Consider the following 26,384-nt stretch of genomic DNA (forward strand, 5'->3'; position numbering starts at 1 on the left):
GTTGTCGACTCGAATTGCCTGAGGTTGTCCGCGCCATTCGATGATCTGGTTTAAGCTTCTGACAACTCTCTCTGCGGGCAGCGAGAAGTCCACTTCAATACATAAGCCTTCAAGATTAAAGTCATCCAGCACGTTCAATGTCCTGATCGAACGCCCATCTGCGAGCTGATCAGCCATGAAATCCATCGACCATGTCTCATTGGGTCTGTCAGGCACAGCCAATGGCTCGGGTTTATCACGCTTCAGGCGCTTCTTTGGCTTGATCCGCAGGTTCAGCTCCAGTTCACAGTAGATCCGGTAAACGCGTTTGTGGTTCCAGCCATAGCCTTGGACGTTGCGCAGATACAAAAAACATAGGCCAAAGCCCAGGTTCGCTTATTTCTCGGTCAACCGTTCCAGCCAAGCGGCGATCTCCTCGTTCTCGTCGCTCAGGATTGGGCGTACCGGTAGCACGTCTCGCTGATCTCAAACGCACGGCAAGCCAACGCAATGCTGACCCCGTTCTGCGCGACCGCATTCATGGCCATCTCCCGCCTTCGAGATGGCTTCAGCGCTTTTTTCCAAGGGCTTCCTTCAGCAAGTCGTTTTGCATGCTCATTTCGGCATACATGCGCTTCAGGCGGCGGTTCTCCTCCGCCATATCCTTCATCTCTGAAATCAATGACGCATCCATGCCGCCGAACTTCGCCCGCCATTTATAAAAACTTGCGCTGCTCATTCCATGCTCCCGGCAAAGCTCAGAAACCGGAACACCGCCCTCCGCTTGCTTCAACACCGCCATGATCTGCGCGTCGCTGTATCGTCCATTCTTCATCGTAAATCTCCTCAGATATCTTGCCGAGAAAATTCTACTTTTGAACACCACTAATTTTAGGGGGGATTACCCTTGGCACATTGCGATGCCGTTCAGGGGGAGGGCAGCAACCACCCCACTTTCAGTGGTTGCGATGAGCCAAGAATACTCTCTAATCAAATTGCCATATTTGGCCCCATAGGCGCTGACGTCAGACAATTGATCTTGAAATTGATACGATTATCCGAACCAAATTCATGTCACCGTACTGCGGCAGGCCATAGCTCAGCCTCAAAAAAAGTCGGGCGGGCGCAAACACTTGGCACAGGCACAATAGGCGTTGTTTGCCATGCTCGCCAGTCATACGCTGGCTTGACATGATGGATGCACGGATCGCGTCGGCCAAATTTCTCGGTGTGTGACGGGCTGAGGAGACCATTGATGACCCGACTGCGATGCTTCAGAATGCGTCGAATTCAGGAACAGACCCAACCCTGACGATGAAAGTCGGTTCTCCGACTTCACCCGAACTGGGGTCCTCTGTGACCATGTAGGCGTCAGCACCGACGCACGCCTCGGAACGGCATTCGCGTTCCGCTCGCTCCTTGGCCTGTGACGCTGAAGTGTATTGGAATTGTTTGTCGATCTGCAAACTGACCTGCCCACTGCGTCCCGCCTTCTTTTCGATGTATGTCTGGCAGATGTAATGCACCTTCGAGGTGCTTTCTTCGTCGGTCATGGCAGGCCTCCTGACCAGGTTGATGGGGCGATTGGGCCAAAATTTGCCGCAGCACTGATCCTGTATCCACGACGAGCTGCTGCCTCTTTGGGCTTACCGCTCAAAGAGGCAGGGTCTTTAGGCTTGCAATCTTGCACAAGGATTCGTGGGTTACTTTACCTTTTTGCCTCCGATCGCAACCGCAGGTTTACCCGCCAGAGAATTCGCTGTGGCGTGGACTTTCGGCTTTTCCTGTTTTGGCTTTTTTGTCTCTTTATTGCTGTTTTTGCCTTTGGCCATGGTCGTGTCCTTCCAAAATGCAGCGATCCGGTGCCGAAATGGCAGGGCTTGGCTGCGGTTGTCCAATGTTTGCCTGGATCAGGTACACACTGGTGTTGTTCTTGACGGGCGTTACATGGCGGTGGCCGCCTTGTCCGAAGCCTCGTCTATAGCCCGTTGCTGTCCACGCGAGACTGTCGTGATCGGCGTTCCGAACATTGCATTTGCTGCGGCAAAATCTTGCGCCGTATCAATCTCGGTCCAGTTCGATCCCGTGATATCAAGCGCATGAAAGGCAGCACCTTTCACCACGAGCCGTGCGTAGGCGTCTTCATAATAGTCCTGATACCGCGCTGGACTTTCCATCATCTCGGACAATTCCACGAAAAGAAGCGGGCCAGTTTTGGCACTGATCTTCTCGATCCCAATGGATTCCCCCAAAGCCACCTTGGGATCAACGGATTTACCGACCTCAAGCACCTGCATCTGGTCGTCAGTAATGACCTTCACTTCTTCATCCTCAAGCGCGATATTCTGATCGATGCACAAAACATTGGCACGGTCGTCATCGACAAGTTGACGTAGGATTTTCACATCAAACACAACGTCTGCATCGAACTTAATAAATTCAGCAGTGCCGATCACCTGCGATGCCAACATCAGGGAATACCCCGTGTTCGTCTCACGGTAGCGGTCGTTGATCACATAGGTGACACGGATTCCTCGAAACGTCTTATCGACAAACTGCCTGATCTCGTCTGCTCTGTGGCCCAGCACCAGAACGAACTGTGACAAGCCGCAGCTGAGGCAATTTCGGATCATCCGTTCAAGGATAACGGACCCGCCAACGGTCAACAGGCTTTTGGGGCAGTTGTCTGTCAGCGGGCTGAGCCGGGAGCCGATTCCTGCGGCCAGAATGACTACCATGGGAGGGCGGTTGATTTCGTTTTTCATATCATTATGTCCTGGATGAGCCGCGACAAAAGCGACTATTTCGGGAAGGGAAGTTTACAGTTTTCGCGGATGTTTTTGCCTCTGAGCCAAGATTTGTAGAGGCCCCAGAACAATTGGCTTGCGGCGAAAACCCAGAGCATCGGGATGAGCTGGTCAAATATCAGCGCCATCGACAGCATGAAGATGAACACACCCTCATCAAAGGCGAGAACTTTACGTTGCTCCTTTAAGAACCACGCCCAGTTTTTGCGCAGGCCAAAGCCCAAACCCGCCCTGATTTCGATGCGTTTCAGCAGTGCCAAGTCTGCGGGGTAGTCTGGGTTGCGGGCGGTTTCGATTTCAAGCGCGATGTATTTGGCGTATCCCCGCAATCCGTAGAACGCGATGCCGATCATCGCGAGGAAGACGGGGGTCACGCTGCCGGTTTGCAGATAGGCCGCGTATCCGGTTGCGCCAAACCAAAGTGTGACCTGCACCTGATCGGTCAATCGGTCGTAATAGCTGCCTACGGGGGACGACACATTTCGGTAGCGTGCCATTTGACCGTCCATACAATCTAGTATGTGGCTGAAATGGATCAGGATTGCTGCTGCGATGAATGCGCCAAAGCCTCCAACCAAGATACACACAGTGGCAACGACAGCGACCAGAAATGAGGCCGCAGTGATCCGGTTTGGCGTGATCCACGGGACATCAGCAGCGCCATAGTTGGCAGCGATGGCAAGGGGTGATGTGACAAACGATGACCACCATTCGTCATCACGGGTTTTGGTGGCCCAAAGCCGTTTCAGCTTATCCGTCATGACACCACCTTTGCCGGAAAACGGTCAGGCGTCGGGAGCATGACCAATCTTCCCGCCTTAGATTTGACAGGGGACACCAGTTCGGCTGCCTCGGCTTGCAAGGTCAGCAGCACGTCTTTGAGTGCCGTAAGGAAGAACCGGATATCGTAGTCCGACAATTCCCCGATATTACCCACCTGAAAAACCTTGCCGGCAAAGCAGCCCTTGCCCTCGTATACGATGATGGATTTTTCGCGCAGCCGAGCGCGCAGATTGCGCACAGAAATTGAAGGTGGCACCAGCACCGTGGTCAGGATAGAACACATGTCCGCCTCGTCGATTAAAAACTCAAGGTTGAGGCGACGCATACCGACACGTAATAGTTCGGCGCGGGCTTTTATCCGCGCATAACGTTTGATCACGCCTTCGCGCAGGATGTCCGCCAACGCCTGCTCCAACGCAAAGAACAATGGAACGGCAGGCGTATTGGGTGTTTGACCATGATCTTTCAGAAAGGCATAGAACGTCGCGAGGTTCAGATAGGTCGTTTTCGCCGCGTGATGTTTCAGCTGTTTGAAGTATTTTTTACGGCCCACGACAAAGGACAAGCCAGGGTAGGACCCTATCGCCTTGGAGCTTGAGCTGGACACAAACGCGATGTTGCACGCCTCCATGTCGATTACCTCCGCGCCGACGGAACTGACACCATCAACCACGAACAACGCGCCATTGGCCTTGGCCAAAGCGCCGATCTGCGCCAGTGGATTTAACATGCCTGAACAAGTCTCGTGATGGACCATTGCGATGACATCAATCTGGTGGGCCGCCAGATACAACTCAATCTGGTTCAGATCAAAAGGGGTTCCCCATGGAACCTCAATGAGGTGGGTCCGCTTGTTGTGGATATTGGACGTCTTGTGCAACCGTCCGCCAAATTCGCCGTTCGACAGGATCAGGATCGCACCCTTTCCCACGACAGAAGACAGGATGGCCTCGTTTGCTGCAGTGCCGGATCCGGTGATCACCACTGCACGATATCGCGCTCGATTTCTAATCTGAAAGAGCGAGATCAGTTTGTTCTCGATACTGCCCAGAAGGGCGTCAAAATCAGGTTCGCGGTGGCAGATATCTTTGTTACTGATGGCATCACGAAGGGTCTCGGCCACATTCACAGGGCCGGGGGTGAATAGCAGGTATTTGTCTAACATTAGGTCATTCTCCAACGACCACATGACGAAGGGTCATGAGATCGGGACGCCCATGATACGTCCGCGCACGTGGGCCGCACATGGACATCGAGAGGGCACAAATCGAATTCGAAAGCGCAGCCATCAAGAGAGGCTGTTGTCATGTCGTCCCACAATTGAACGCGTGCAGAAATAATCGAAAAACCCCAGATCCCGGCAACACCTGCGGATTAGATGCGCGTCTTGCGCTGAAAAGCGGCGTTTGGGCGGTAGTTTAGCAAAGTCGAGCAAATTCGCAGGCAACAAGAGGTGGCCAACGCGCAAAGATGTGGAGTGACGTTGAGTTTTGCCGGAAACGTCCGGCAGCAGTTCAGGTGTTCTGCTCTGCTACGATTGATCTTGAAAGAATCGGCGCACACTAGTTGGTGCGCCCTCAAGGCTTAGCCATATGGAGAATTCTGCCAGATTGCAAGGAGTGGATGCGATACTGACAATTGTGCCTGCGAACCGGGTAAGACCCGCATGTGCCCAACAGTTTCAAACCCGTCCTCCCATCGCGAGATTCTGCTTGACCTTGCGCACAGAAACCTGACCCATCTTATCCATGGGACACACCGGCCAGTTTTCGGATCCACCAGCCGGATTTACTCCGCTGAGTTATCTTACTGCAGGCTATGATGGCCTACTCTGCGACATCTGGGGTGTCCTCCACAATGGCGTTGCTGCCTGTGAAGATGCCGTTGATGCCTTGTGCAGTGTCCGTGCCAGTGGTCGCTTTGTCATTTTACTCACCAATGCGCCGCGATTGTCCAAAGATGTCTATCCGCAGCTGGACCGTCTTGGAGTTCCGCGAGAGGCGTTTGATACCATCATCACGTCGGGCGATGTGACTGCTGCGCTGATAGCAAAACAACCCGACGCGCCGTTGTTCCACTTTGGCCCCGCACGCGACCGTTCGATTCTTACAGGTCTGGCGAACCCGATTGTGGACTTGCCGGAAGCCAAAATATGCCTGCTGACGGGCCCGCTTGATGATGAGATTGAATCGGCTGAAGTCTATCACGGTCTATTGGCATCAATGTATGCGGCATCCGTGGAGATGATCTGCGCAAACCCCGATCTGGTTGTGCGCAGTGGCGACCGGATGGTAATCTGTGCAGGATCAATTGCCCAACGCTACGCGCAATTGGGCGGCAAAGTAATTTTTGCGGGCAAACCCGAGGCTGCGATATACGACGAGGCGCTGAGAGAAGCAGCGGATATTGCTGGCAGGAATATCCCGAAGAGCCGATTGCTGGCCGTCGGCGACGGGTTGCTCACAGATATCAAGGGTGCCGCTGACAACGGCTTTGACGCCTATTTTATTACGGACGGCATCCACGCCAAAGCGTTTGATAACCTGAGCATCGGAGCCAACGTGACGCGTGCGCGTGAGGTTATCGAAGGTCAATGTCCAGATATTAACCTCGTGGGCATGTGTGACCGCTTGCGGTGGGTCTGAGCCAATGAGGCTCTGGTCGCCAACGCCAGGGCATAAGTTAGAAAAATGTCTATCTCTTGCACAGAGATAGAATTCGTAAGCAGTGGCAACAAAGTTGAAGGGCTTTCCGAGAGTCCATCATTGATTTTGTCGAAATTGACGCTCGAGAAGTTGACGCCGCATTCGCGCTTTATGTATGGAAATTCTGTAGGTTTGCAAGGAACTGGGTTACATCTTTCGTGACACGTCCTAAACGAAGCACCGGAGCTTTAGTAGATTGCGGCGGTTCACCCTCCCGCAACCAGCTTTATTTGCAAAAGACCGTCCGGCGAAAGCTCGGCGGTCTTTTTTCTTATGTCGCATAGGCTCAGGATTCCAGCCAAATCGCCCTCAGTATCGATCCGAGGGTTTTGTCCTTATCAACAGCTTGATTTCAGGTGAGACGGCGGCGAGTGACAAAGACGGCAGTTTTTCGACCATCAATCGTCAGGGTTCACCTTGATATTTGGGCACCGAATGGCAGTCCAAAATGCGGATGTGCTGCATTCGGATATACTGCCCCAACATCATAGCGAGCACGCGCCCTTCGAGGAAGGGCATTTACCTGTTCGACAAACTTGGAAAATGGCATCATGTATTGTGGAACGGCCAGATAAATTATAGATATCCGCTGTATTTCTGCTGATGGGACCGATGACGCGTTACTTGTTCTCTCTTTTGCTGCTGGTTGCCGTCGCTTTGTTCGGCGCCCTTCCGCATGCGGTAATGGCATGGCAGGCTGAAACGATGTCGATTCCGTGTCATGCCGAACAAGCCGGCAGAAGCGGGCAATCTGGAGCTGAGCATTGCAGTGCTACCGGGCATTCTATGACGGGTGCCTGCGCAACTGCTTGTATCGGGTCAATAGCGGCCTTGTTTCCATCTCTGGACCCAGCTCCGGTGGCCTTACGATCAGCAGGGCACTTGGCAGCAATATCCCTTGTTCTGCACGGGCGCCTGATTGAGACCGCCGATCGCCCTCCCAAATCTATCTGAAGAGTTGACGAGCGGAACCGGGTAGCGGTTCCCGACTGACACCCCCCCCCTGGGGGTATGATGGATTTTTATGATGAAGAATGAACTGACACGCCGCGGCTTTCTGGCCGCATCCGCAGCTATGGCTGCAGCCACCGCCTTTCCACGCATTACATTTGCGCAAGACAGACCACTTTCCCTGACCGCAACGACACGGGTGATCGATGTTGGCGGTCGTGCCGCCACGGTTATGGGGCTGGTCAATGGCTCGGGCAGACAGGGGCTGGTCCTTGATCCCGGTCAGAGGTTCCGCGTGGACCTGACCAATGCACTGGATGAAGAAACAATCATTCACTGGCATGGCCAGATCCCGCCCAATGTGCAGGACGGCGTGCCGAACCTGCCGATGCCGCTGCTGCAACCGGGCGAGATGCGCAGCTATGATTATGAGACCTTAGCCGGCACATTCTGGATGCACAGCCATGTGCCTGTGCAGGAGATGAGCCTGCTCGCCGCGCCGCTGATCGTGCGGCGGCCCGAGGATCTGACGTCTGATCGTCAGGAGGTCGTGATGTTTCTGCACGACTTTTCATTCCGGCCCGCTGCTGATGTGCTGGCTGAGATCACGAATGGTGCAGCGCCACACGACATGGGTGGCGCGATGCAAGGCAGTGGCGCGATGGCGGGCATGGATCATTCCGGCATGATGTCGGGCGAAAGCGGCCATATGAATATGAATGGCATGACCATGGGCGGAATGGGTGCCGGTGGGATGCAGATGGACCTGAACGACTTCGATTTCGATGCCTACCTCTCTAATGACCGCACGCTTTCCGATCCGGAGGTGATCGCCGTTGAACGTCGGGGTCGTGTTCTGCTGCGGGTGATCAACGCGGCGGCGGCGACAACGTTCTGGATCGACACCGGCGGGATACCGGCACGTCTTGTGGCCGTGGACGGCCACGCCGTCGAGCCGATGGCAGGCACACGCTTTGGTCTTGCTATGGCACAGCGCCTTGATCTGGAAATTGATCTGCCGGAATCGGGAGCTTTTCCAATCCTCGCGCTGCGCGAAGGTGCGCGGGAGCGCACGGGTCTCATCCTCGCCACCACAGGTGTAGAGATACGCCGGATTGACGATCTGGGCGAAACAGAAAGTAGCGCTTTCGATATTGATCTTGCGCAGGAGGCTTCGCTGCGCGCGGCAAGACCGGAAGGCATGCGCGGGCTTGCGCCGCGCCCGGTAGATCGGTCGCACCAGATCATGCTGGGCGGCGCAATGCAGCCATACCTCTGGACCATTAACGGCGAGACGTGGGGTAATCACACGCCGATCACCGCCAAGAGCGGCGAGCGGGTGCATCTGACATTCCACAATATGTCGATGATGGGACATCCGATGCATCTGCACGGCCACGTGTTTCAAGTGGTGACTATCAACGGACGCGCGATTGATGGTGCGATCCGCGACACGGTTTATGTCCCGCCGATGACGATGGTGACGATTGCGCTGGATGCAGGCGAGGCCGCGCGCTGGATGCTGCATTGTCATCACATGCCGCATCTGGCCTCAGGCATGATGACCGAATTTTCTGTCACCGCCTGACACCCTGCCACCGGAGAGGAGCGTTCCTATCGGTGGCAGAACACATTCATAGCGGTGCGCTTACCGTACGGGCACCCCGCCAAAGCCGCAGCGTCGGCGAAAATAAATTGGAGATTTCATCATGAATAAAGGACTTATCGGCACACTCGCCGTCGTCGCCATCATCGCAGCCGCAGGTTGGTACCTGTCTCAGGGCCGAGGGACGCAAGAACCTGCTGTTGCGCCGGGCACCTCTTCGGCGGCACCAATGGTGGAGGTCACGCTGCCGGCGGAGTTTTCCGCGCAGGCCGTTCTGGGCCAGACATATTACAGCGCGGTCTGCGCCTCGTGTCACGGTGCGAATGCTGCCGGTCAGGACGGGATCGCGCCACCGCTTGTCCATCGTATTTACGAGCCGTCGCATCACAGCGACATGGCATTCGTTCTGGCCGCGCGGAACGGCGTCCGTGCGCATCACTGGAAATTCGGCAACATGCCACCGGTTGAACAGCCTTTGACCGATTCAGAACTCGGGGCGATTATTACCTATGTGCGAGAGTTACAGCGCGCCAACGGGATCAACTGATGGCAGGCAATCCAAGCGAAGTGGGTGGTTGCCTCCACGGCGATCCAGCATGAGGCCGCTTCTCCTCATTTCAGGTGCAGCGGCCCTCATGGGAGCCATCTGGGCCGCCGCCTACCTGTTTGCGCCACCCGATGCCGCCGTATCGCGCGGCCACGTTCTTTACGATGCACACTGCGCTTCGTGTCACGGAAGGAACCTCGAAGGTCAACCCGACTGGCAAAGCCCTGATGCTGATGGGCGCTTACCCGCGCCGCCCCATGATGCCACCGGACATACATGGCATCATTCCGACGCCGACCTGATTGCCTACATTACTCTGGGCGGCGAGGAGGCACTGGCACAAATGGGCGTGGATTTTGACAGTGGCATGCCCGGGTTTGGCGAGATACTGACGCTGGACGATGTCGATGACATCCTCACGTATATCAAATCCCGCTGGCCTGAACGTGAACGCGCCGTTCAGGCCGAGCGGAGCCGTGCAGATACTCAGTGACCCACAGGCGAGCAGTCGTCAGGCTGGCGAGGCAGGGTATCCGGCCTCTGCCAGCGCTGCGGTCATATGCGCGGCGTCAGTGCCGCTCTGAATCGTGATCTGCCGCGCCGCCATGTCGAACGCGATTTGCGCCGCAGGATCGAGGGCATGGATCGTTTTTTCAACAGTAGCCTTGCAGTGGCCACAGCTCATGTCGGGAATATGGTAGGTTGTCATTCAGTTCTCCTTTTATGTTTTGCTATAGATCCACCCGCCGCAGGCGCAGCGCGTTCGTGATGACCGAGACCGACGACAGGCTCATCGCCGCCGCCGCGATCATTGGCGAGAGTAGAAGGCCAGTGACAGGATAAAGCAGCCCTGCCGCGATCGGGACACCGACCGCATTATAGGCAAAGGCAAAGAACAGGTTCTGCTTGATATTGCGCAGGGTGGCGCGGGCCAGTTTGCGCGCCCGCACGATGCCCATCAGATCGCCGCCCAGCAGGGTGATGCCGGCACTCTCCATCGCCACATCCGCGCCGGTGCCCATGGCGATGCCAACATCGGCGGCGGCGAGGGCAGGGGCGTCGTTCACCCCGTCGCCTGCCATGGCGATCTTGTGGCCGTCGCGTCGCAATTCGTCGATCAGGTCTTTCTTGGCCTCGGGCAACACGCCCGCGCGCACCTCGTCGATGCCCAGCTTCTCCGCCACTGCCTGCGCCGTGCGTTCATTATCACCGGTCGCCATGATAATGCGCAGCCCCTGCGGGTGAAGTTCATCGATCGCCTGAGCGGTGCTGTCCTTGATCGGGTCGGCCACCGCCACAATACCGACAAGCGCATCATCGACAGCGATGAACATCGCCGTCTTTCCCATCGTGCGCAGGGTGTCCGCCTCGGCCTCTGCATTTGCCGTGTTCAGCCCCATCTCTTGCATCATCGCAGCATTGCCAAGCGCCACCAAGCGTCCGGCAACCTTGCCACGCACGCCCTTGCCGGTGATCGCTTCGAAATCCTCCGCTTCCTGACGCGTGGCGCCTTGGGCTTCGGCTCCTTCAACAATCGCTTCGGCAAGCGGGTGTTCCGAGCCGCGCTCCAGCGCGGCGGCGAATGACAGGAGGTCGCCCTCAGCCATATCGCCCAGCACAACTGTATCCGTCAGCTTGGGCTTGCACATGGTCAGTGTACCGGTCTTATCAACGATCAACGTATCGACACCCGCCATACGCTCCAGCGCCTCGGCATCCTTGATCAGCACGCCTGCCTGCGCGCCACGTCCGGCTGCTGTCGTGATCGAGATCGGTGTTGCGAGGCCCAACGCGCAGGGGCAGGCGATGATCAGCACCGAGACGGCGGATGCGATGGCAAAGACCAGCGCCGGTTCCGGGCCAAATATCAGCCAGACAATGAACGCGATAATTGAAACCGCCACCACAGTCGGCACAAAGATAGCCGAGACCCGGTCGGCCATCCCTTGGATCGGCGCACGTGAACGGCGCGCGTTCGATACCATCTCCACGATCTGCGCCAACACCGTATCTGCCCCGACCTTGCCTGCCTCGATCACGAGGCTGCCATTCTTGTTGATCGTGGCACCTGTCACTGCATCGCCCGGACCCTTTTCCACCGGCATCGACTCGCCGGTCAGCATGCTTTCGTCCAGATTGGACCGCCCGTCGATCACCACGCCGTCCACCGGCACGGCGTCGCCGGGGCGCACCCGCAACCGGTCGCCTTCCATGATGTTTTCCAAGGGTGCGTCATATTCCGTGCCATCGGGCAGGATGCGCCGCGCAGTTTTGGGCGCAAGGTCCAGTAGCGCGCGGATGGCGTCGCCGGTGCGTTCGCGGGCGCGCAACTCCAGCACCTGACCGACAAAGACCAATGTCACGATCACCACCGCCGCCTCGAAATAGTTACCGACAGCAGCCCCCGTCCGGTATTGCTCCGGAAACACGCCGGGCATAAATGTTGCGACCAATGAATAGAGATACGCCGCCGCCACGCCGAGGCTGATCAGGGTCCACATGTTGGGCGAGCGGTTCAGCACCGACTCCCAGCCGCGCTGAAGAACGGCCAAGCCGCCCAGAGCACAATCGGTGTTGCCAGCACGAATTCCAGATAGCTGGCCGTCTGATGCCCGATCCAGTCGCGCACCGGCAGGGCAACCATTTCCCCCATCGCCAGAATGATCAGCGGCACCGCCGACACCGACGAGATCCACATCCGGCGGGTGAAATCGGTCAGTTCCTTGCTCGGCTCGTCCGAGGGCAGCATCGGCTCCAGAGCCATGCCGCAGATCGGGCAGTCGCCGGGTTCATCGCGGATGATCTCCGGGTGCATCGGACAGGTGTATTGGGCGTTCGCAGGGGCCGCTTTGGTATGCCCGGCGGCACGCCCCGAGGCGTAAAACCAGGGATCGGCTTTGAACTTTGTCTGGCAGTTTTCGGAGCAGAAGTGGAAGGTCTTGTCCTGAAACTCGGCGTGGCGCGTGTCGGGCCCGATCGCCACCGTCATGCCGCAAACCGGATCCGTGGCCGTCTCGGCCCCGTCGGGAATATCAGATTTCGAGTGCTGATGATTGTGGTCCATGTCCTGCCAACTTTCTAATGATTTGCTTTAGTCTGAGGCTTCCAGCCACTGGAATCTCAAGCTCTTTTTTAATGGTGATCGTGATCGCCCTCGTTTACGGGATTGCGCGCGAGAAAGACGCCGACGAACGCGAACACCAGTGCCATGCCAATGACGCCAAAAACGACGATTAGCGGGTCGGATTGCCATTTCATCACCGCGAAGGCGGTCAGGACCACAGCGTCGAGCACAATTGCCGTCAACATCACCCACCCCCGCGCGCCGATTTCCTCGCGAAGGTTCCTGTAGACTCCTGCGTGAATGATCATGTCCATCACGAGGTAAAAGAACGCGCCGAGCGAGGCGATGCGACTGAGGTCGAAGAAGACAGTCAGGAAACCTGCGATCACGACGGTGTAGATCAGCGTGTGGTCCTTGATCGTGCCGGGCATCCCAAAATGACTGTGCGGGATCATCTTCATCTCGGTGAGCATGGCCAGCATCCGCGTGACGGCAAAGACGCTCGCGATCAATCCAGTGGCCGTGGCCACAAGTGCCAACGCTACGGTCAGATAGAAGCCGGTCTGTCCGAGCGCGGGCCGGGCCGCCTCGGCAAGGGCATAGTCCTTGGCCGCCACGATGCGGTCGATTGGCAGGCTGGAGCCGACGGCGAAGGCGACGAGCAGATACACCATCACGCAGATTGAGATGGACAGGACAATGGCCCGGCCCACGTTGCGGTGCGGGTCAGTGACCTCGGCCCCGCTATTGGTGATGGTCGTAAAGCCCTTGAACGCCAGGATCGACAGCGCAACGGAAGCCACGAAGCCGGTAGCACCCGTATCCCCGCCGGTTGCTTCGAAGGTGAAGCCGCTCGCCCAGAGGCCTGCGACTCCGAACAGCGCAATGCCGCCGACTTTGATAACGGCCATGATTATGGACAGAAGCCCGACCGAGCGGTTGCCTGATATATTGATAAGATATGCAACTATGATCAACCCGACGCCGATGATCGGGACCAGGACGCTTTCCGGGTCGCCGCCAAAAGCCCGCAGCGTGTAGGTGCCGAAGGTTCGCGCGACGGGACTTTCGGCAATAACCATCGACAGTGCCATCAGGAGCGTTGCCCCCGCTGCGACAGTTGTCGGCCCGTAGGCTTTCTTCAGGATCATCCCGATGCCGCCCGCGGACGGAAAGGCGTTCGACCTCATGATATGGGTGTAGGCGCTGAAGGCGGTCACGATCGCCCCCGCGACGAACGACAGTGGGAACAGGGGATCGGCAAGCTCCGCAATCTGTCCAGTCAAGGCGAAGATGCCTGCACCGATCATCACGCCGGTGCCCATAGCCACTGCGCCTGGCAGGGTGATGCTGTTTTTCTTGTAGCTTTCGGACATCAGGTTTCCTTCCCGGCTTGCCCCGCCACACGCCATTTGGCGCGACGGGCGGGAAAAAGGGCGTGTTAGTTATTGCCCATCATGCCGCGACCCGCACCCGGCATGTCGCCCTGCCGTTCGCCGCTGTGATCTTGCATCATCGCGGCCATTGCCGCCATTTCTGCGTCCGTCACCTGCGCGTCGCCGTCCGCATCATGCATCTGAAACGCGCGCACAGCCATCGGTCGTGTATGAGCCACGTGCATCACCGCAAACTCATCCAGCGAAAGCGTGCCGTTGGCGTCTGTATCATAGGTCGAGAGTTCGGCCTGAATGCCTGCTGTCATTTCTTCGGGGCTGAGCGTGCCGTCGCTGTCGGTGTCAAACGTGGCCATCGCGTAGCTCCCGGCTCCGCCCATCATCATGCCCATTGCGCGCCCCATCATGTTGTCATGGCCGCGCATCATTCCGCCGTGCTGCATTTGGGTCTGCTGCGCAATTACTGGCACCGCAACGGCGCCAAGGCCGAGGGTAGCAACAGCTGCAAAGGCGAATTTGGTTGAACGTTTCATTCTGTCTCTCCTAGATTTGATTGTGATGAGCCCAATCTGGGGCGCAGGTGTCCCACAAGTTTGTCAGCCGGGACGGTCTTTTGTATCAAACTGTCGCAAACAGCGGCGCAGGGAGGATTTGCGACAATCTTCTGTGCGTGCCGTCAGCAGGTTCGGCTAAGGTTGTCATCAGGAGATAATATGACGCCCCATCCGTCCAACATTCTGATTGTCGATGACCACCGCGAGATTCGCGATGCGCTGGTAAGGTATCTTGAAAAGAATGGCATGCGGGCGACCTCGGCCGCAGACGCTGTGGCGATGGACGCGGCGATGAAGGTCGGACAGTTCGACCTGATCGTGCTCGATGTGATGATGCCGGGCGAAGATGGTCTGTCGGTCTGTCGGTCTGCCGACGCTTGCGCGCGCAGGGCGGGGTCCCGATCCTGATGTTGACCGCCTTGGACGATGAAACTGACCGCATCGTGGGGCTGGAAGTCGGGGCAGATGACTACCTGCCAAAGCCGTTCAACCCGCGCGAGTTGCTGGCCCGGATCAAGGCAATCCTTCGCCGGTCCGACCGGGCCGAAGTCGTGGGCGGCAGTCTAGCCGGCCGCCGGCTGGCATTCGATCGGTGGGTGCTGGATACCGACCGTCGGACCCTTTCGGAAGCCGACGGCGCCGAAGTGGCGCTCACCACCGCCGAGTTCCGCTTGCTCACGACGTTTCTGAAACGCCCGCGCTTTGTGCTTAGCCGCGAACAACTGCTCGACCTGACCTCGGGTCGCGCGGCGCAGGTATTTGATCGAACCATCGACAACCAGATCAGTCGCCTGCGTCGCAAGATCGAGGCCGGCCCCGCCAAGCCCGCATTGATCGCGACCGTATGGGGGGGGGCTACAGCCTCGCCGCCGATGTGAGGGCGTTTCCATGAAACAGCGGTTCTCCTTGCTACGCCATATCTTCCCGCATTCCCTGGGGGGGGGCAGTTGCTCGCCATGCTGTTGCTGGCATTGGCTATCACGCAGGGATTGGGCCTTTTGTTGCTAACGGACGAGCGCAACCGGGCCGTGCGCGCGGCGCTGGGGTTGGAGGCGGCAGGACGTGCGGCGAATGTGGTCTTGTTGCTGGACGATGCCCCCGCCGATCTGCGCCCTTCCATCTTGCGGGCCGCAGATTCACCACTGGTCAGGTTCGAACTGGGGGCCGAACCGGAGGCGCCGCACACTAGCAGCAATTCGGATGTCGTTCTGCGCCAAATCCTGCAGATCCTCGGCGAACCGGAGCGGGAGGTCCGGGCCGATGTCCATGCCCTTGCAGGTGATCCATTTCCCACGCCCGACGGCATGCCTGAAGCAATGCGTCCGATGCACGAAGCAATGATGGCGGGACGAACCGACCCTGTCGAGATGACTCTGTCGATCCGTCTGGCGGGGCGCGAATGGTTGAACGTGCGGACGATGTTTCATCGGCCTGGCCTGCAGCTTTCACCGCAAGCCTAGTTGCCGCTGCTGCTGATGGCGGTAGCCGTCGCTTTGGTTGCATGGTGGACTGCGCGTCGGGTGATTGGCCGATGCGCGTCCTTGCAGTTGGTGCCGATCGGCTGGGCCGAGGGCTTGAAACGGACCTGCTGCCAATGACGGGACCGTCTGATGTGCGCGATACCACAAGGGCTTTCAACCAGATGAAAGACCGCCTGACCCGTTTCGTGAACGAGCGCACGCACATGCTTGTGGCCCTCAGCCACGACTTGCGTTCTCCCCTGACTGCGATGCGGCTCAGGGTCGAAATGCTCGACGAAACCGAAGGTAGTATCCGGCTGAAGGCATTGGTCGAGGAAATGCAGGCGATGGTCGAGGCCACGCTAGAGTTCGCGCGAGGCGTCGCCAAAGCAGAGGCCACCTCCGCAGTCGACCTCACCGCATTGCTGGGCGATCTGGTGAAAGATGTGGCAAGGGGCGGCGCAAGTTTCGCACCTAGGGAACCGCTCTACGCCACCTTCCGCCCCCAAGCCCTGAACCGCGCCCTGCGCAACCTGATCGACAACGCGGTCCGCTATGGTGGCGTTGCAGACGTGACCTTGACGCAAGAGTCAGGGACTGCCGTCATCTCCATCGCTGATAAGGGTCCGGGATTGCCGGATGATCAGCTTGAGGCCGTCTTTGAACCTTTTGTGCGGCTCGAGCGGTCGCGAAGCCGCGATACCGGGGGCGTCGGACTGGGTCTCGCCATTGCCCGAACCATCATTCAGGCGCATGGTGGGACCGTGGCTCTGCACGATTTGCCAGACGGCGGGCTGGAGGCTGCGGTTCGCCTGCCGATCGGAGCCGTTTGATCCATTGACCACTTCGCTGCGTGCTGCAGGATAGGTTTTTTGTCTGATGTCGCTTCGCGTGCGGCTAACCCAATATATCAACTCTGCCTTATTCGAACCACACGGATGAGTGGCCTCCTCGTCCATAGTTGGCGTGAAAAGCCCTTGAAAACATGGTCGATTTGGCCCTTCGTCCAATTCAGAGCAAACAATGCAGACTGGGTAGGCAACGGCGGTTGCACCCTCCCGCAACCATAAATACTACACTTTCTTCAACCTCTTGTTCGCAAGAGGTTTTTTGCTGTCCGGGTTTGCGCTGATCCCCAAGGCTCAGCCTCAGAATGCTTGCCAGAGCGCCATGAAGGTGCAAGCGCGGTTCCATACGCTTGCCACCGGTGGGCACCGGGGTGATGACAATCTTTTCGATCAGGCTGCGGATCTCATCGCGCGCTTCCATGGTGCTGTCAGGCTCGGTCAAGCGCGCGATTAGGGACTTTATGCGGCTGTGATAGGTGTCGGCCATCTTCGGATGGACGCGCAGAGTGGCGTCTGTGGCAGGGGCTTTCGCCAATTCCTTCACCAACTGCTTTTGACGCGCTTCCAGCTGAGCCATACGGTCTTTGATCCGGTCCGCGGGCGTGCCCGCCAAAAGGGCGTTGACGAGGATGTCCTGATCCTTGACCACCTTGTTCAGTTCCTTTTGCTTGATCGCCCGGTCGTCTGTCGGGTTGAAGCGAGGCGGTTGCGTTCGGCGATGTATTCATCCGCAAAAGCCTTCACCAAGGCGGGGTCCATCAGGTTGCCTTCAAGCGCTCTCAGGATCTGTCTTTCCATATCCTGGCGTGCCATGGTGGTGCGGTTGGTGCAAACCGAGGTGCCCTTGTTGCGCGAGTTGCTGCAGCCGAACCTGTCCATCGACACTGTTGAGAACCCGCCGCCACAGCATCCGCATTTGATCAACCCGCTGAACAGGAACCTCGGCTTACGGCGTTCCCATGCCTCAGTCTGCGTATGTTCGATCTTGCGACTTTGTTGGCGGGCTTTGGCTGCTTCCCACAAATCTTGCGGAACGATGCGCAGATCGGGCACATCGGCGTATTTAAAGTCCGCTTGCGAATTTGGGCGGGCCTGTCGTTTGCCGGTCTGTGGGTCTTTGACAAACTCTTGCCTGTTCCAGACACGGCGGCCGATGTAGAGCTCATTGTTCAGGATACCGATGCCGCGTTTGGGATTGCCGTGGATCGTGGATTTGTCCCACGCAGGGCCGCGAGGCCCCGCAATGGCCTCTTGGTTCAGCATATCGGCGATTTTGTTGGATGACATGCCATCCACATAAGCCTCAAATATCCGCAAAACGACGGCCGCTTGCCCCTGATTGATGGCCATATCGCCCCGGTTCAGCTCGCCATCATCGCGCAGGCTGCGGATGATGTCATAGCCATAGGCTTTACCGCCCGCGGATTTACCCTTTTGAATGCGTCCGCTAAGCCCCCGGTGGGTTTTGGCGGCGAGATCCTTCAGAAAGAGCGCGTTCATGGTGCCCTTGAGGCCGATGTGCATCTCGTTGACGGTGCCCTCGGAGACGGTCTCGATCCCCACACCGGCAAAGGCCAGGTTCTGGTAAAGATGGGCGATATCTGCCTGATTGCGCGACAGGCGATCAAGCGCTTCAGACAGGACGATATCAAAACGGCGGTCAGATGCATCGCGCTGAAGTCGCTGAATGCCGGGCCGCATCATACTGGCCCCGGAGGTGGCGTGGTCTTCATAAGTGCCCACGACCTCCCAGTCTTCGCGTGCCGCCCGGGTGCGGCACAGCCTGATCTGGTCATCAATGGACGCCGCATTCTGAAGGTCTGACGAAAATCGCGCATAAATAGCAACACGAAACAGTGGCTTGGTCATGTGGTCTCCCCCCGAGAAATATTACTGATCAGATGAGCGGTGGCGTCGGTTTGCTGCAATATCGCGCGCGTGGTCGGCCCGCGCTTCATCCCGGGCCAAGGCGCGAACCAGAGCCAGAATCTGATCTTGATGGTGAGCGGCTTGGTGCGTCGCGGCAATAGGGGCGTTTGGGGGTAGCGTTGGAGAAGATAATACCGCGGCAGGCGGCGCGGCCATCGCTGGCAGCTCCCCATTCTGCGCATGTCTCTTCCGATCCCGTGCCATTGGCCGAGTGCTCCTGCCCGTCCTGACTATGCGTCAGGCGGGGTATACTGATGTTGATTTGACCGGCTGTTGGTCCGGCGCTATGATGATCAATATAAAGCATCGAGGGACTCATCGGGTTGTTAAAAGAGCCTGAAGGTGGGCCAGATCGGCCTAAAGATGTTGATAACCTAGAGTTAAAAATAGAGCGTAATTCTATTGAAGCGGAAGCAACGCAAAGAAATAACCAAAGAAATGTAAAAACAGAAAAGACGAAAAAATCCACATCGTCCCTTTCTTGAAAAAACACAAAAACCGAATCACTACATCTCCCTGACTTTGAAAAAACGGAAAAATATTGCCCTGAATAAAAATGAAGAAACAAAAAAATCCATAAGAAATGGGTAGGAAGCGCTTCTTAAAAGTGAATCGATCAGCATAAAAAAATTCGACATGCCTATTACCCCTTATCGCACGACCCATTCCCCGTTTGCGAAAATCAATTTGCAAAACAGGGTGAACCTTAGTCAAATACCGGAGGCGCCTCAAAACAGTTGCAAGTCATTCGTATAGCCTGCGCCGGTGATGCTGTTTGAGTTAAGATACCATTTTTACAGGTTAAGAAGCGCGCATGATCTATATGGTCTGCCTAACTGTGCGTTGCTTTGGCATTTTCATTTATGGAACGTGCGGCAAAACAAGAATTAGCCACAGGTTCCATTTTCTTTTTCGCAAACAGATTTTGTCCATGTCACGAACGAAAATACGGTGATCAAACCGAAGACGGGTATTCGGTCCAGCCACGCGCAAAGCGCCACCACACCTCGGCATCAGCAAAGATCTCGTCCATTCGATATTTTCCGACATTGTAGCGGAGGTGCATCGTAGCGTCGCGTTTGACTGTCAAATGCTGACGAAAGGCTGCTTTGACGTCCATGCGCCTAATGTCAGCGGGCCGGACCCATTGGCGACCGTCTGAGCCTTTCATCACCAGCAATCCGCCAATTTTTTCAGGAGTGGATCGTTGCCCGTGACGTCTAAGGGCAGTCTCGAACCACGCATTCTCAGTTAGAGCCGCCGCCTGCGCCAGATTGCAGGCGGCAGCGATCTTCAGGAAATCGAGGGTATTTCCAGCAAAATAGCGCCATCTGAGATTCGCGACGCACATCCAGCCAGAGGGGCTGACGCCGACGATAGCATGTGAGCCGCCGTTGGCCTGCAAGGTCGGCCACGTGCCCTCAGGCCCGAACCGCACCGCCGCGAAGACGATGGGCGCGGGATGATGCCGTGCGATAGGGGGCGCGTCCAGAAGCCAGGCGGCGAACGCGTCATGGATTGCATAGGGTGCAACGACGATCATGGGGTCACCTCATTCTCTGGCGCGGCGACGCCTTCTGCGACCTTTGCTGACAACACGACCCGCAAAAACGGCAATATCTCGGTGGCCCGCAGCGACCGCTTGTCGGCGAGCTCGCGTGCCAGCGCTTCCAAAGCATGGCGATTCAGGGTCAAAATAACGCCCGCCCGAGCCTCGGCCCGCTCAACCCGCTGGCGCACGCGGTCCCGGATGGCCGGTGTCGCTAGGTGGACCTTGTCTGGATTGGCGTGCCAAACAGGGCCGACACATCCGAGGCCATAAACCGTCTCAATATCGATCGCATAGCGCGTCGCCTTTGCCAGATCCGAGGTGTCTGGCCCCCCAGCGCCGCCCGAAACCTCGCCCAAGATGAGCCGCTCTGCCGCGCGTCCCGCCATGGAATAGGCCATTTCAGCCTCGATATCGGCCAGCAGGCTCTGATGAGGTATGCCTTGGCGGGTGATGGTGCCGCCCGCCGCCGTGATCTGCATGCTGTTGATCGGCCCGAGTTGCAGAGCAGCGCCCATAATAGCGTGCCCCGCCTCATGCACAGCCACACGCCAATTCAGCTCGGCATTCTCAGTCAATGCACCAATATTGAGATGTTTGCGCAGCATCGCCGGTGAGAGCATCTTGCGGCTGTGCCGTGCGTCCGACCTTGCGGCGCGGATGGCGGCGTCAAGCTCTGCAGCACTGCGCCCAACCGCCTGCCGCGCGAGATTGCGAAGCTCCAGATCGGCAATATCCTCGGTTAGGTGGTGGCGCAAAATCGAAAGCAGCGCATCTGCATCGGGCAGGGGCACCTCGATTTTGAGATCCATCCTCCCCGCGCGCAGCACCGCGGGGTCCATACGGCCAGGATCGTTGCAAGTTCCAACCAGCACCACGCCCTCCTCCCTTGCGATTGCATCCATTTCTGCCAAAAAACAGTTGATGACCTGCATCCGGTAGTTGCTGGCATGGCGATCAACATCAGAGCGAGAACCAACTGCATCAATCTCGTCGATGATCAGAATGCAGGGCGCTTTGCGCCGAGCCTCTGAAAAACTGCGTCGCATTTCACGAAGCATATCGCCCAAGTGCCCCGCCGCTTGCCACTCGGCGAAACTTGCACTGACGACGGCCAACCCTGCGCAGTTGCCCATTGCGCGCGCAAGCCAGGTTTTACCCGTGCCCGGCGGCCCAAAAAGCAACAATGAACGGCTCAACTCATGCCATCCTGTCTGGCCCTGTCGCCACAGCCGCAGATCGGCAACAACGCGGCGGGCGGCCATAAGTGCTGGGCTGTCTCCCGTCATGTCCTCTAGCCGTGGGCCGGCGGAGTTGGCGTCAGGTTTCGCAAGGTCTGCAAGTTGCTGCACCGCTGTCGCGAGGATCGTCGCGCGCAGGGCTGCACAAGTGCCTGTCGTTCCTAGGTCGGCCAAAACGGCGTTTTCGGGAAGTGCTGCGCGCAGATCATCCTCGGTGGCGATTTGGTCAGAAAGACGCCCGGCCTCCAGCAATGTGACAACAATATCGCGCGTAATCGGCGAAAGTGACAGGATGCGTGGCGCGATGGCGGCCAGAAAGTGCGGCAGCGATGATCCATGGATTTGCAGAACCAGGACGGGCTCGATCTTGTCGGTGCAGTCGTTGATCTGCTGGAGATAGCGTTGCTCGGACGCTTTTGAGATCGCGCCGTCGCTGATTTCGGGCGTGATGATATGCAGCTGATCACGGGGAAAGCAGATTTTGAGAACTTCTTTTAGCAAAACAGCATCTTCCACGGCCACATCCCGGATCACGGTCAATCCGCCGCATTGGCGACAGTCCATCTCGACCTGGATCGACCCGATGGTCGCTGCAAGCCGGATTGCGATCATGATTTGACGTGTCGGGACATAGCGCGATGGGAGTTCTGCGGATTGCGCAAAGCGCTCGACGGGAAGATCGCCCTCCATCTGTGAGAAAAGCTGTTCAAGGTCAGACGGTTCAGCATCTTCTGCTTCGGGCGGCGGCATTCCGTGAAAACGGCGCAAACGCTCTATCAGGACATTTGCGTAAGGGGTCCAGTTCGGTGAGGAGAAAAGTTGGGGCATGAGAGCGCCCTCCTGAATTTGGGATGTGTGGGGGGATCCCCGGACAGCGTGGCCCCGGGGTCATGTTCGAGTATCTCAGGCATTTGGTTGAGCTTAGGCGGCGCAGACCGACATACTGCGTTCGACCTCGGTGAGGTGATCGAAGATGATTTGCGTCAAGCCACCGTCATAAATCTCAGATTTCACGCGGATGTGTGCCGCAAAAACAGATGGGTCGACAATCGCTGCAGGATGATAATACCGCAGCTCGGCATGGATGCGCTTTTCGGCGATGATTGCAGCATGCCCCGTCGGCACCGCAACAACGCGCAGGATCGAGCAAGGCATTTCAGGATCGCGCCGTAGTTGATACTTGAGGCGACTGTCAGGATCCTTGGAATAGCCGAGTTTGACAAGCTCCCGTCCATTCTCCATCGTGAACCTCATTGCATATAGAAAACTGGGGGCAGCGGGCCACTCGACGCCACATCCGCCACAGGAATGCCTACCCGTTTTCATATTGGTGCGCGCCATCCGCTGTTCAAAGCCGCATTCGGTATGGCGATAGTAGCGATAACTCGGATCACCTTTGGGGTCCGCACCAATCAGTTCCCACTCCCGGTCAGTTGCTTCTGCCGCCTCAATCTGCGGCTGACACAATTCGCAGCGGATTTTGATCTTACCCTTAGCCACACGCTTAATCAGTTCGAATTGCCGGACGTATTCATGTCCACAGCGTGCGCGGTATACACCATAGTGACGATTTGCGGGATCGCGGTGGAGGAACCTGAGACCGGCAGATGCCGCATCATTTGCCCACTCCTGCTCGATGCAATGGCCACATGATGGTTGGGCGGACATCAGAGTGTAGCGTTTGACCTTGTTTATTCCTCCACAGCGCACACACCTAAGCGCGAAATGCAGGCGGTCGACGACGCGGGCAATAAAGTCAAAACCCTTCGTTTCGGCCATCTTGACCCAGTCAGGCAGAATAGCGCCCGTAAAGATTGGCATGTTAAATTCATTGATAGTCATAGGGTTAGATGTGTTGACCATATTCATAAGCAGTCCTCCAGAGGATTGGAAAAAGAATATCTATAGGGGGAGCAGCACACGGCATGGGGGCCGGAAGCTGAAACGCACGGGCTAGGCTCGGGCGGCGGGCTATAAAAAGACCACCGCCGTCTCGGTTCAGCGTGCGCAAGTAATGGTTATTAAAAACCGATCGCTGTCAGCTCTTGGCAATCTTGCTGATGGTAGATCGCGAGTGCGTCGTCCGACCACCGCTCATAAAGAGGCAATGCGACGAGGGCATCGACCGCCCGACGGGCTTGCATAAGCAACGCGTTGGTCGCAATTGCGGACGCGCCCGCGCCAGATACGAGAAAGAACGACGAAAAGGACAGGCGCAAATCGCGGTGCAGTTCTTTGAACTCCGTGACGTCATCTGACCAGACTAAGTCTTTGATGAGCTGGGTCATCCGTTTGAGTGGTTTGTCCGTCGGCTCAACAATCTTTTCTTCGCAAAGGTAAACCAGCGCGGAGACCAAGCGCTCGCGGGCAAGATCGGCATCGCGTTCCCATGCGTGATATGCGGGATCGTAAGAGCCTTGCACATCCTCAAGGTCGCGTTCGGCGGCGTTATACTCGGCAATCGCCGGCAACAGGTGCGCAGAAAAATAAGCCGCGAATTCACTGATACGGGACACTTTATTTGCCGCATGCGGCATGATAGGGGATTGGTCAGCCATGATGATCTCCTAAGGATCTAATTGGTTAGGACCTTGGTTTGAGTTACAGCTCTTGCCTTGGTCCGCTAATTTAATGACGTGAGATTATTCTCTTGCCTTAGCTTATGTATTTTGTAATATTGTAATCAATAAGTCAAGCAGCTTTTGGAGAAAATCGGTATGTCGGAGCAAAAAAAGAAGATGGGGCGGCCGCCAACAGATACGGAGCCGGTAATGGTGCGCATGAGTCCTGCCATGATTACCGCAATCGACGAATATCGCAGGACGCAAGGCGATTTGCCCACGCGTCCAGAAATGGTTCGACGTGTGATGGCCGAGTTTCTTGAGCGGGAGACATCGTTCAAGCCTTGAAAAGTTTCACTCCAACGCATCTTGGGAAGAGGTCTAACTCCTGCTGGTCAGATCTGAAACACGCCGTTGCTCACGCAGATCGCTACAGCATGGGTTTTGTTCCGGACCTGCAACCGCGCGCAGGCATTCTTGATGTAGAATTTGACAGTGGTTTCCGAGAGGCCGAGGACCTGCGCGGTTTCCCATGCCGATTTTCCACGCGCAGCCCACCATAGAACCTCTTTTTCACGCGGCGCGAGGTAAAAGGCGGAAGGTGGCGATGTTGACCGAGAGGTTTCGTTGCCGCCTTCCTTCTCGAAGGCGACCATACGGTTGACCAACACCAATTTGGCACTGATGGTCTGCGGACAAGCCTGATATCCAAAACGCGGATCATCGGAGTTCACCCTTGGGATATACCCTTCCGTTGATCCAGTGCTTATAAAATTGAAATTATTAAACATTGTTCTGCCCCCATGACGATTAGGGGCATCCCGGCATATAGCCGGGTGTTCGAAACCCTGCACACAGCACAGGGCGCCGCCACCTTTAGGCAAGCCCTGGACATACGTGACGACCACCCGGCCAAGAAATATCTCGACCGGCCTGTGTGCTATTGGAGTTTCGACGCCCCACGGGCAGAATTTGCTGCGCCGCACGTCATATCTGGCACGGCGACCCGTTCGGATCAATGGGATACCTGCTTTAGGTGGTATTTCGGTCCATGGAGAGATGTGCGAGTATCATATCTATTGTGCCTTTCTGCTAATCATTGGGTGTCGTTATGAAAACCAAATTCTGTCTTTCGATCCGCGCATTTTCTTTCTGTTTACTTGCTGCACTCCCGGCACAAGCTCGCCCGGCAAAATGTTTGATGGAGGTCAACGGCAAAGCCTATATCGACGGCGCCTGCGACTTTGAGGCTCTGGATAAAACTGGCAGCTTCAAGATCTCCGCGCCCGATTTCCTCTATTTCGCCTATGTGAATGTGGACGTTCCCGGCATAGCAAAAGGGTATTGGAATGAAGAAAAAGGGGCAAATCATGCGCATACCCCGCTCGGCACGCTCAAGCGGGACGGGGCGTGTTGGCGCAATAAGGCCGCCAAACTTTGCGCTTGGTAGATCGTCCGCTAGTATTCATTTCATCCTTGAAGGGACCAACCGCATGAAAAACCTTATCGGTGCCACCGGCATCTTGTTTGCCGCCATGACCGCTGTTGCGCAGGCCGAAACCCTTCCTGTCTATGGGGCGTGGGATTGCAAGATCATGGATTTTACTCTGGACGCTAACACTTATGTCGTCAGCGGGCAAAAACTTGCAGTTAAGAGTGTTGAGAAAATACTTGATGATGCCTACGGGGTCGAATTGACCGACGGCTATCGGGTTTCACTGTTCGATGTGAGATCAAAGAGCCTCACGTGGCACTCCCCAGCGAGCGGCGACACGTTCGATTGCCGACGGAAATAAACGCGGGCTGGCCGTGGTTCAGGCGACCTGATCAGTTTGGCCAAGTCGGCCTGCGTGCTCAGCGCAACCGCTGAAATTCAAGATTTTTGAGATACAAAAAATCCCGACAAGCGCCGCCAGCGGCGTATTTTTTTGCGCGCTTGTGCGGGGGTAATATTTTTTCCAAAGGACTGCAGTATGGCTAAACAAGCAAATTATGATCAAGGGTATGAAATCAAACAAGACGGGGATAAGCGCATCGTGACCTTCAGGGGCGATGGGGTTTCTTGGGCTGCGTATATTATATTTCCAATTGTTTTTTTGGGATTGTCGCCCCTTTTCTTCATGTCGGACACATGAAATAATGTCCATTGGAGGGAGTTTTTGTCCATTAAACCAGATGGTTATTGGCCGTCGCGAACGGGAATATTATATTTTACTATAATATCAATATCTTAAAAGACATGCTGATTTAGCAAATTTCCATCAGCCCCAGCGTGGCGGAACCGCATCGCGCAGTTGACGTTAGCGCCGCCATTCGCCTACCAATTTTGCACAGTGAAGGTGAACGCACCGCAGTCAGAAAGGCTTAATCGTGAAGAAACACTTTAGCCTGCCGTGGCGCGACTTA

The 26,384-nt window shown here is 56.7% G+C and carries 26 protein-coding genes and 3 pseudogenes; 11 read left to right on the forward strand and 18 right to left on the reverse strand.

All coding sequences use genetic code 11. The annotated features are described in order from the left end of the window. From AKU94_RS19090 to AKU94_RS06530, 6 genes and pseudogenes are all read right to left on the reverse strand, one after another. A pseudogene (locus AKU94_RS19090) lies at window positions 1-814 on the reverse strand (IS3 family transposase); the annotation flags it as partial. Window positions 815-1,253: 439 nt separating this feature from the next. Beyond that, on the reverse strand, window positions 1,254-1,532 hold the full coding sequence (locus AKU94_RS06510; protein WP_050526502.1) for a hypothetical protein: 279 nt from the start codon (window positions 1,530-1,532) through the stop codon (window positions 1,254-1,256). Between the two features lie 150 nt (window positions 1,533-1,682). Next, on the reverse strand, window positions 1,683-1,811 hold the full coding sequence (locus AKU94_RS20650) for a hypothetical protein (RefSeq protein ID WP_269744959.1): 129 nt from the start codon (window positions 1,809-1,811) through the stop codon (window positions 1,683-1,685). A 111-nt stretch (window positions 1,812-1,922) separates the two neighbouring features. After that, on the reverse strand, window positions 1,923-2,744 hold the full coding sequence (locus tag AKU94_RS06520) for a phosphocholine cytidylyltransferase family protein (protein WP_050526504.1): 822 nt from the start codon (window positions 2,742-2,744) through the stop codon (window positions 1,923-1,925). Window positions 2,745-2,779: 35 nt separating this feature from the next. After that, window positions 2,780-3,547, reverse strand: coding sequence for a CDP-alcohol phosphatidyltransferase family protein (locus AKU94_RS06525; RefSeq protein ID WP_050526505.1), 768 nt, complete (start codon window positions 3,545-3,547; stop codon window positions 2,780-2,782). Beyond that, complete coding sequence (locus tag AKU94_RS06530) at window positions 3,544-4,692, reverse strand: pyridoxal-phosphate-dependent aminotransferase family protein (protein WP_232295708.1); 1,149 nt, start codon at window positions 4,690-4,692, stop codon at window positions 3,544-3,546. Before AKU94_RS06530 ends, AKU94_RS06525 begins: the two co-directional genes overlap by 4 nt. Before the next feature lie 625 nt (window positions 4,693-5,317). On the opposite strand from AKU94_RS06530, the gene AKU94_RS06535 reads away from it, so the two are divergent. The 4 genes from AKU94_RS06535 (at window position 5,318) to AKU94_RS06550 (ending at window position 9,871) form a co-directional block, all read left to right on the forward strand. Next, the gene (locus tag AKU94_RS06535; protein ID WP_083444970.1) at window positions 5,318-6,214 is read left to right on the forward strand and encodes a TIGR01459 family HAD-type hydrolase; all 897 of its coding nucleotides are present in this window, start codon (window positions 5,318-5,320) and stop codon (window positions 6,212-6,214) included. Between the two features lie 1,087 nt (window positions 6,215-7,301). Then, the gene (locus AKU94_RS06540; RefSeq protein WP_050526705.1) at window positions 7,302-8,813 is read left to right on the forward strand and encodes a multicopper oxidase family protein; all 1,512 of its coding nucleotides are present in this window, start codon (window positions 7,302-7,304) and stop codon (window positions 8,811-8,813) included. A gap of 121 nt (window positions 8,814-8,934) precedes the next feature. Beyond that, window positions 8,935-9,378: a c-type cytochrome gene (locus tag AKU94_RS06545; RefSeq protein ID WP_050526508.1), complete on the forward strand. Its 444-nt coding sequence runs from the start codon at window positions 8,935-8,937 to the stop codon at window positions 9,376-9,378. A 49-nt stretch (window positions 9,379-9,427) separates the two neighbouring features. After that, window positions 9,428-9,871, forward strand: coding sequence for a c-type cytochrome (locus AKU94_RS06550; protein ID WP_050526509.1), 444 nt, complete (start codon window positions 9,428-9,430; stop codon window positions 9,869-9,871). An 18-nt stretch (window positions 9,872-9,889) separates the two neighbouring features. Here AKU94_RS06550 and AKU94_RS06555 read toward each other — a convergent pair whose 3' ends face one another. The 4 genes and pseudogenes from AKU94_RS06555 to AKU94_RS06570 all read right to left on the reverse strand — a co-directional run bounded on the left by AKU94_RS06555 (window position 9,890) and on the right by AKU94_RS06570 (window position 14,369). Then, the gene (locus tag AKU94_RS06555) at window positions 9,890-10,087 is read right to left on the reverse strand and encodes a heavy-metal-associated domain-containing protein (protein ID WP_050526510.1); all 198 of its coding nucleotides are present in this window, start codon (window positions 10,085-10,087) and stop codon (window positions 9,890-9,892) included. 22 nt (window positions 10,088-10,109) lie between these two features. Further along, window positions 10,110-12,442, reverse strand: a pseudogene (locus AKU94_RS06560) (heavy metal translocating P-type ATPase). Window positions 12,443-12,510: 68 nt separating this feature from the next. After that, complete coding sequence (locus tag AKU94_RS06565) at window positions 12,511-13,818, reverse strand: APC family permease (protein ID WP_083444971.1); 1,308 nt, start codon at window positions 13,816-13,818, stop codon at window positions 12,511-12,513. Window positions 13,819-13,883: 65 nt separating this feature from the next. Then, window positions 13,884-14,369 (reverse strand): EF-hand domain-containing protein, encoded by a 486-nt coding sequence (locus AKU94_RS06570; RefSeq protein WP_050526512.1) that lies wholly within the window; start codon window positions 14,367-14,369, stop codon window positions 13,884-13,886. Window positions 14,370-14,549: 180 nt separating this feature from the next. Here AKU94_RS06570 and AKU94_RS06575 point away from each other — a divergent pair. The 3 genes and pseudogenes from AKU94_RS06575 to AKU94_RS20325 all read left to right on the forward strand — a co-directional run bounded on the left by AKU94_RS06575 (window position 14,550) and on the right by AKU94_RS20325 (window position 16,683). Further along, window positions 14,550-15,282 (forward strand): annotated as a pseudogene (locus AKU94_RS06575) (response regulator). A gap of 55 nt (window positions 15,283-15,337) precedes the next feature. Then, window positions 15,338-15,850 carry a hypothetical protein gene (locus AKU94_RS20320; protein ID WP_232295709.1) on the forward strand — a complete coding sequence of 171 codons (513 nt, stop codon included), beginning with the start codon at window positions 15,338-15,340 and terminating at the stop codon, window positions 15,848-15,850. A gap of 134 nt (window positions 15,851-15,984) precedes the next feature. After that, the gene (locus tag AKU94_RS20325; RefSeq protein ID WP_232295710.1) at window positions 15,985-16,683 is read left to right on the forward strand and encodes an ATP-binding protein; all 699 of its coding nucleotides are present in this window, start codon (window positions 15,985-15,987) and stop codon (window positions 16,681-16,683) included. A gap of 178 nt (window positions 16,684-16,861) precedes the next feature. On the opposite strand, the gene AKU94_RS20330 is transcribed toward AKU94_RS20325, so the two are convergent. From AKU94_RS20330 to AKU94_RS06615, 7 genes are all read right to left on the reverse strand, one after another. Next, window positions 16,862-17,347: a hypothetical protein gene (locus AKU94_RS20330; RefSeq protein ID WP_232295711.1), complete on the reverse strand. Its 486-nt coding sequence runs from the start codon at window positions 17,345-17,347 to the stop codon at window positions 16,862-16,864. Window positions 17,348-17,352: 5 nt separating this feature from the next. After that, window positions 17,353-18,567, reverse strand: a complete 1,215-nt coding sequence (locus AKU94_RS06585; RefSeq protein ID WP_232295712.1) for a recombinase family protein — start codon at window positions 18,565-18,567, stop codon at window positions 17,353-17,355. Between the two features lie 85 nt (window positions 18,568-18,652). After that, on the reverse strand, window positions 18,653-19,195 hold the full coding sequence (locus tag AKU94_RS19985) for a hypothetical protein (RefSeq protein WP_198144858.1): 543 nt from the start codon (window positions 19,193-19,195) through the stop codon (window positions 18,653-18,655). A 387-nt stretch (window positions 19,196-19,582) separates the two neighbouring features. Then, window positions 19,583-20,170, reverse strand: a complete 588-nt coding sequence (locus AKU94_RS06595) for a hypothetical protein (RefSeq protein ID WP_050526514.1) — start codon at window positions 20,168-20,170, stop codon at window positions 19,583-19,585. Next, the gene (locus tag AKU94_RS06600; RefSeq protein WP_083444972.1) at window positions 20,167-22,245 is read right to left on the reverse strand and encodes an AAA family ATPase; all 2,079 of its coding nucleotides are present in this window, start codon (window positions 22,243-22,245) and stop codon (window positions 20,167-20,169) included. The genes AKU94_RS06595 and AKU94_RS06600 overlap by 4 nt, the downstream gene beginning before the upstream one ends. 93 nt (window positions 22,246-22,338) lie before the next feature. Further along, window positions 22,339-23,286 (reverse strand): GIY-YIG nuclease family protein, encoded by a 948-nt coding sequence (locus AKU94_RS19625; protein ID WP_157056448.1) that lies wholly within the window; start codon window positions 23,284-23,286, stop codon window positions 22,339-22,341. 152 nt (window positions 23,287-23,438) lie between these two features. Continuing rightward, a complete protein-coding gene (locus AKU94_RS06615; protein ID WP_050526518.1) occupies window positions 23,439-23,975 on the reverse strand; it encodes a hypothetical protein in 537 nt (178 codons plus the stop codon). Window positions 23,976-24,134: 159 nt separating this feature from the next. On the opposite strand from AKU94_RS06615, the gene AKU94_RS06620 reads away from it, so the two are divergent. Then, window positions 24,135-24,326, forward strand: coding sequence for a hypothetical protein (locus tag AKU94_RS06620; protein WP_050526519.1), 192 nt, complete (start codon window positions 24,135-24,137; stop codon window positions 24,324-24,326). Between the two features lie 47 nt (window positions 24,327-24,373). Here AKU94_RS06620 and AKU94_RS19095 read toward each other — a convergent pair whose 3' ends face one another. Next, window positions 24,374-24,964, reverse strand: coding sequence for a helix-turn-helix transcriptional regulator (locus AKU94_RS19095; protein WP_198144859.1), 591 nt, complete (start codon window positions 24,962-24,964; stop codon window positions 24,374-24,376). 125 nt (window positions 24,965-25,089) lie between these two features. On the opposite strand from AKU94_RS19095, the gene AKU94_RS06630 reads away from it, so the two are divergent. The 3 genes from AKU94_RS06630 to AKU94_RS19630 all read left to right on the forward strand — a co-directional run bounded on the left by AKU94_RS06630 (window position 25,090) and on the right by AKU94_RS19630 (window position 26,113). Continuing rightward, a complete protein-coding gene (locus AKU94_RS06630; RefSeq protein WP_050526520.1) occupies window positions 25,090-25,428 on the forward strand; it encodes a hypothetical protein in 339 nt (112 codons plus the stop codon). A 43-nt stretch (window positions 25,429-25,471) separates the two neighbouring features. After that, complete coding sequence (locus AKU94_RS06635; protein ID WP_050526521.1) at window positions 25,472-25,774, forward strand: hypothetical protein; 303 nt, start codon at window positions 25,472-25,474, stop codon at window positions 25,772-25,774. Between the two features lie 177 nt (window positions 25,775-25,951). Continuing rightward, a complete protein-coding gene (locus tag AKU94_RS19630; protein WP_157056449.1) occupies window positions 25,952-26,113 on the forward strand; it encodes a hypothetical protein in 162 nt (53 codons plus the stop codon). Window positions 26,114-26,384 lie beyond the last annotated feature (271 nt).

Source organism: Pseudorhodobacter aquimaris (assembly GCF_001202025.1).
Lineage (GTDB): Bacteria > Pseudomonadota > Alphaproteobacteria > Rhodobacterales > Rhodobacteraceae > Pseudorhodobacter > Pseudorhodobacter aquimaris.

Excerpts from the sequence above, each read along its gene's own strand:
- AKU94_RS06510 (WP_050526502.1), bottom strand. The coding sequence starts at position 1,532 with ATGACCGACGAAGAAAGCACCTCGAAGGTGCATTACATCTGCCAGACA.
- AKU94_RS20650 (WP_269744959.1), bottom strand. The coding sequence starts at position 1,811 with ATGGCCAAAGGCAAAAACAGCAATAAAGAGACAAAAAAGCCAAAACAG.
- AKU94_RS06520 (WP_050526504.1), bottom strand. The coding sequence starts at position 2,744 with ATGAAAAACGAAATCAACCGCCCTCCCATGGTAGTCATTCTGGCCGCA.
- AKU94_RS06525 (WP_050526505.1), bottom strand. The coding sequence starts at position 3,547 with ATGACGGATAAGCTGAAACGGCTTTGGGCCACCAAAACCCGTGATGAC.
- AKU94_RS06535 (WP_083444970.1), top strand. The coding sequence starts at position 5,318 with ATGGGACACACCGGCCAGTTTTCGGATCCACCAGCCGGATTTACTCCG.
- AKU94_RS06540 (WP_050526705.1), top strand. The coding sequence starts at position 7,302 with ATGAAGAATGAACTGACACGCCGCGGCTTTCTGGCCGCATCCGCAGCT.
- AKU94_RS06545 (WP_050526508.1), top strand. The coding sequence starts at position 8,935 with ATGAATAAAGGACTTATCGGCACACTCGCCGTCGTCGCCATCATCGCA.
- AKU94_RS06550 (WP_050526509.1), top strand. The coding sequence starts at position 9,428 with ATGAGGCCGCTTCTCCTCATTTCAGGTGCAGCGGCCCTCATGGGAGCC.
- AKU94_RS06555 (WP_050526510.1), bottom strand. The coding sequence starts at position 10,087 with ATGACAACCTACCATATTCCCGACATGAGCTGTGGCCACTGCAAGGCT.
- AKU94_RS06565 (WP_083444971.1), bottom strand. The coding sequence starts at position 13,818 with ATGTCCGAAAGCTACAAGAAAAACAGCATCACCCTGCCAGGCGCAGTG.
- AKU94_RS06570 (WP_050526512.1), bottom strand. The coding sequence starts at position 14,369 with ATGAAACGTTCAACCAAATTCGCCTTTGCAGCTGTTGCTACCCTCGGC.
- AKU94_RS20325 (WP_232295710.1), top strand. The coding sequence starts at position 15,985 with ATGACGGGACCGTCTGATGTGCGCGATACCACAAGGGCTTTCAACCAG.
- AKU94_RS06585 (WP_232295712.1), bottom strand. The coding sequence starts at position 18,567 with ATGACCAAGCCACTGTTTCGTGTTGCTATTTATGCGCGATTTTCGTCA.
- AKU94_RS06595 (WP_050526514.1), bottom strand. The coding sequence starts at position 20,170 with ATGATCGTCGTTGCACCCTATGCAATCCATGACGCGTTCGCCGCCTGG.
- AKU94_RS06600 (WP_083444972.1), bottom strand. The coding sequence starts at position 22,245 with ATGCCCCAACTTTTCTCCTCACCGAACTGGACCCCTTACGCAAATGTC.
- AKU94_RS19625 (WP_157056448.1), bottom strand. The coding sequence starts at position 23,286 with ATGAATATGGTCAACACATCTAACCCTATGACTATCAATGAATTTAAC.
- AKU94_RS06615 (WP_050526518.1), bottom strand. The coding sequence starts at position 23,975 with ATGGCTGACCAATCCCCTATCATGCCGCATGCGGCAAATAAAGTGTCC.
- AKU94_RS06620 (WP_050526519.1), top strand. The coding sequence starts at position 24,135 with ATGTCGGAGCAAAAAAAGAAGATGGGGCGGCCGCCAACAGATACGGAG.
- AKU94_RS06630 (WP_050526520.1), top strand. The coding sequence starts at position 25,090 with ATGAAAACCAAATTCTGTCTTTCGATCCGCGCATTTTCTTTCTGTTTA.
- AKU94_RS06635 (WP_050526521.1), top strand. The coding sequence starts at position 25,472 with ATGAAAAACCTTATCGGTGCCACCGGCATCTTGTTTGCCGCCATGACC.
- AKU94_RS19630 (WP_157056449.1), top strand. The coding sequence starts at position 25,952 with ATGGCTAAACAAGCAAATTATGATCAAGGGTATGAAATCAAACAAGAC.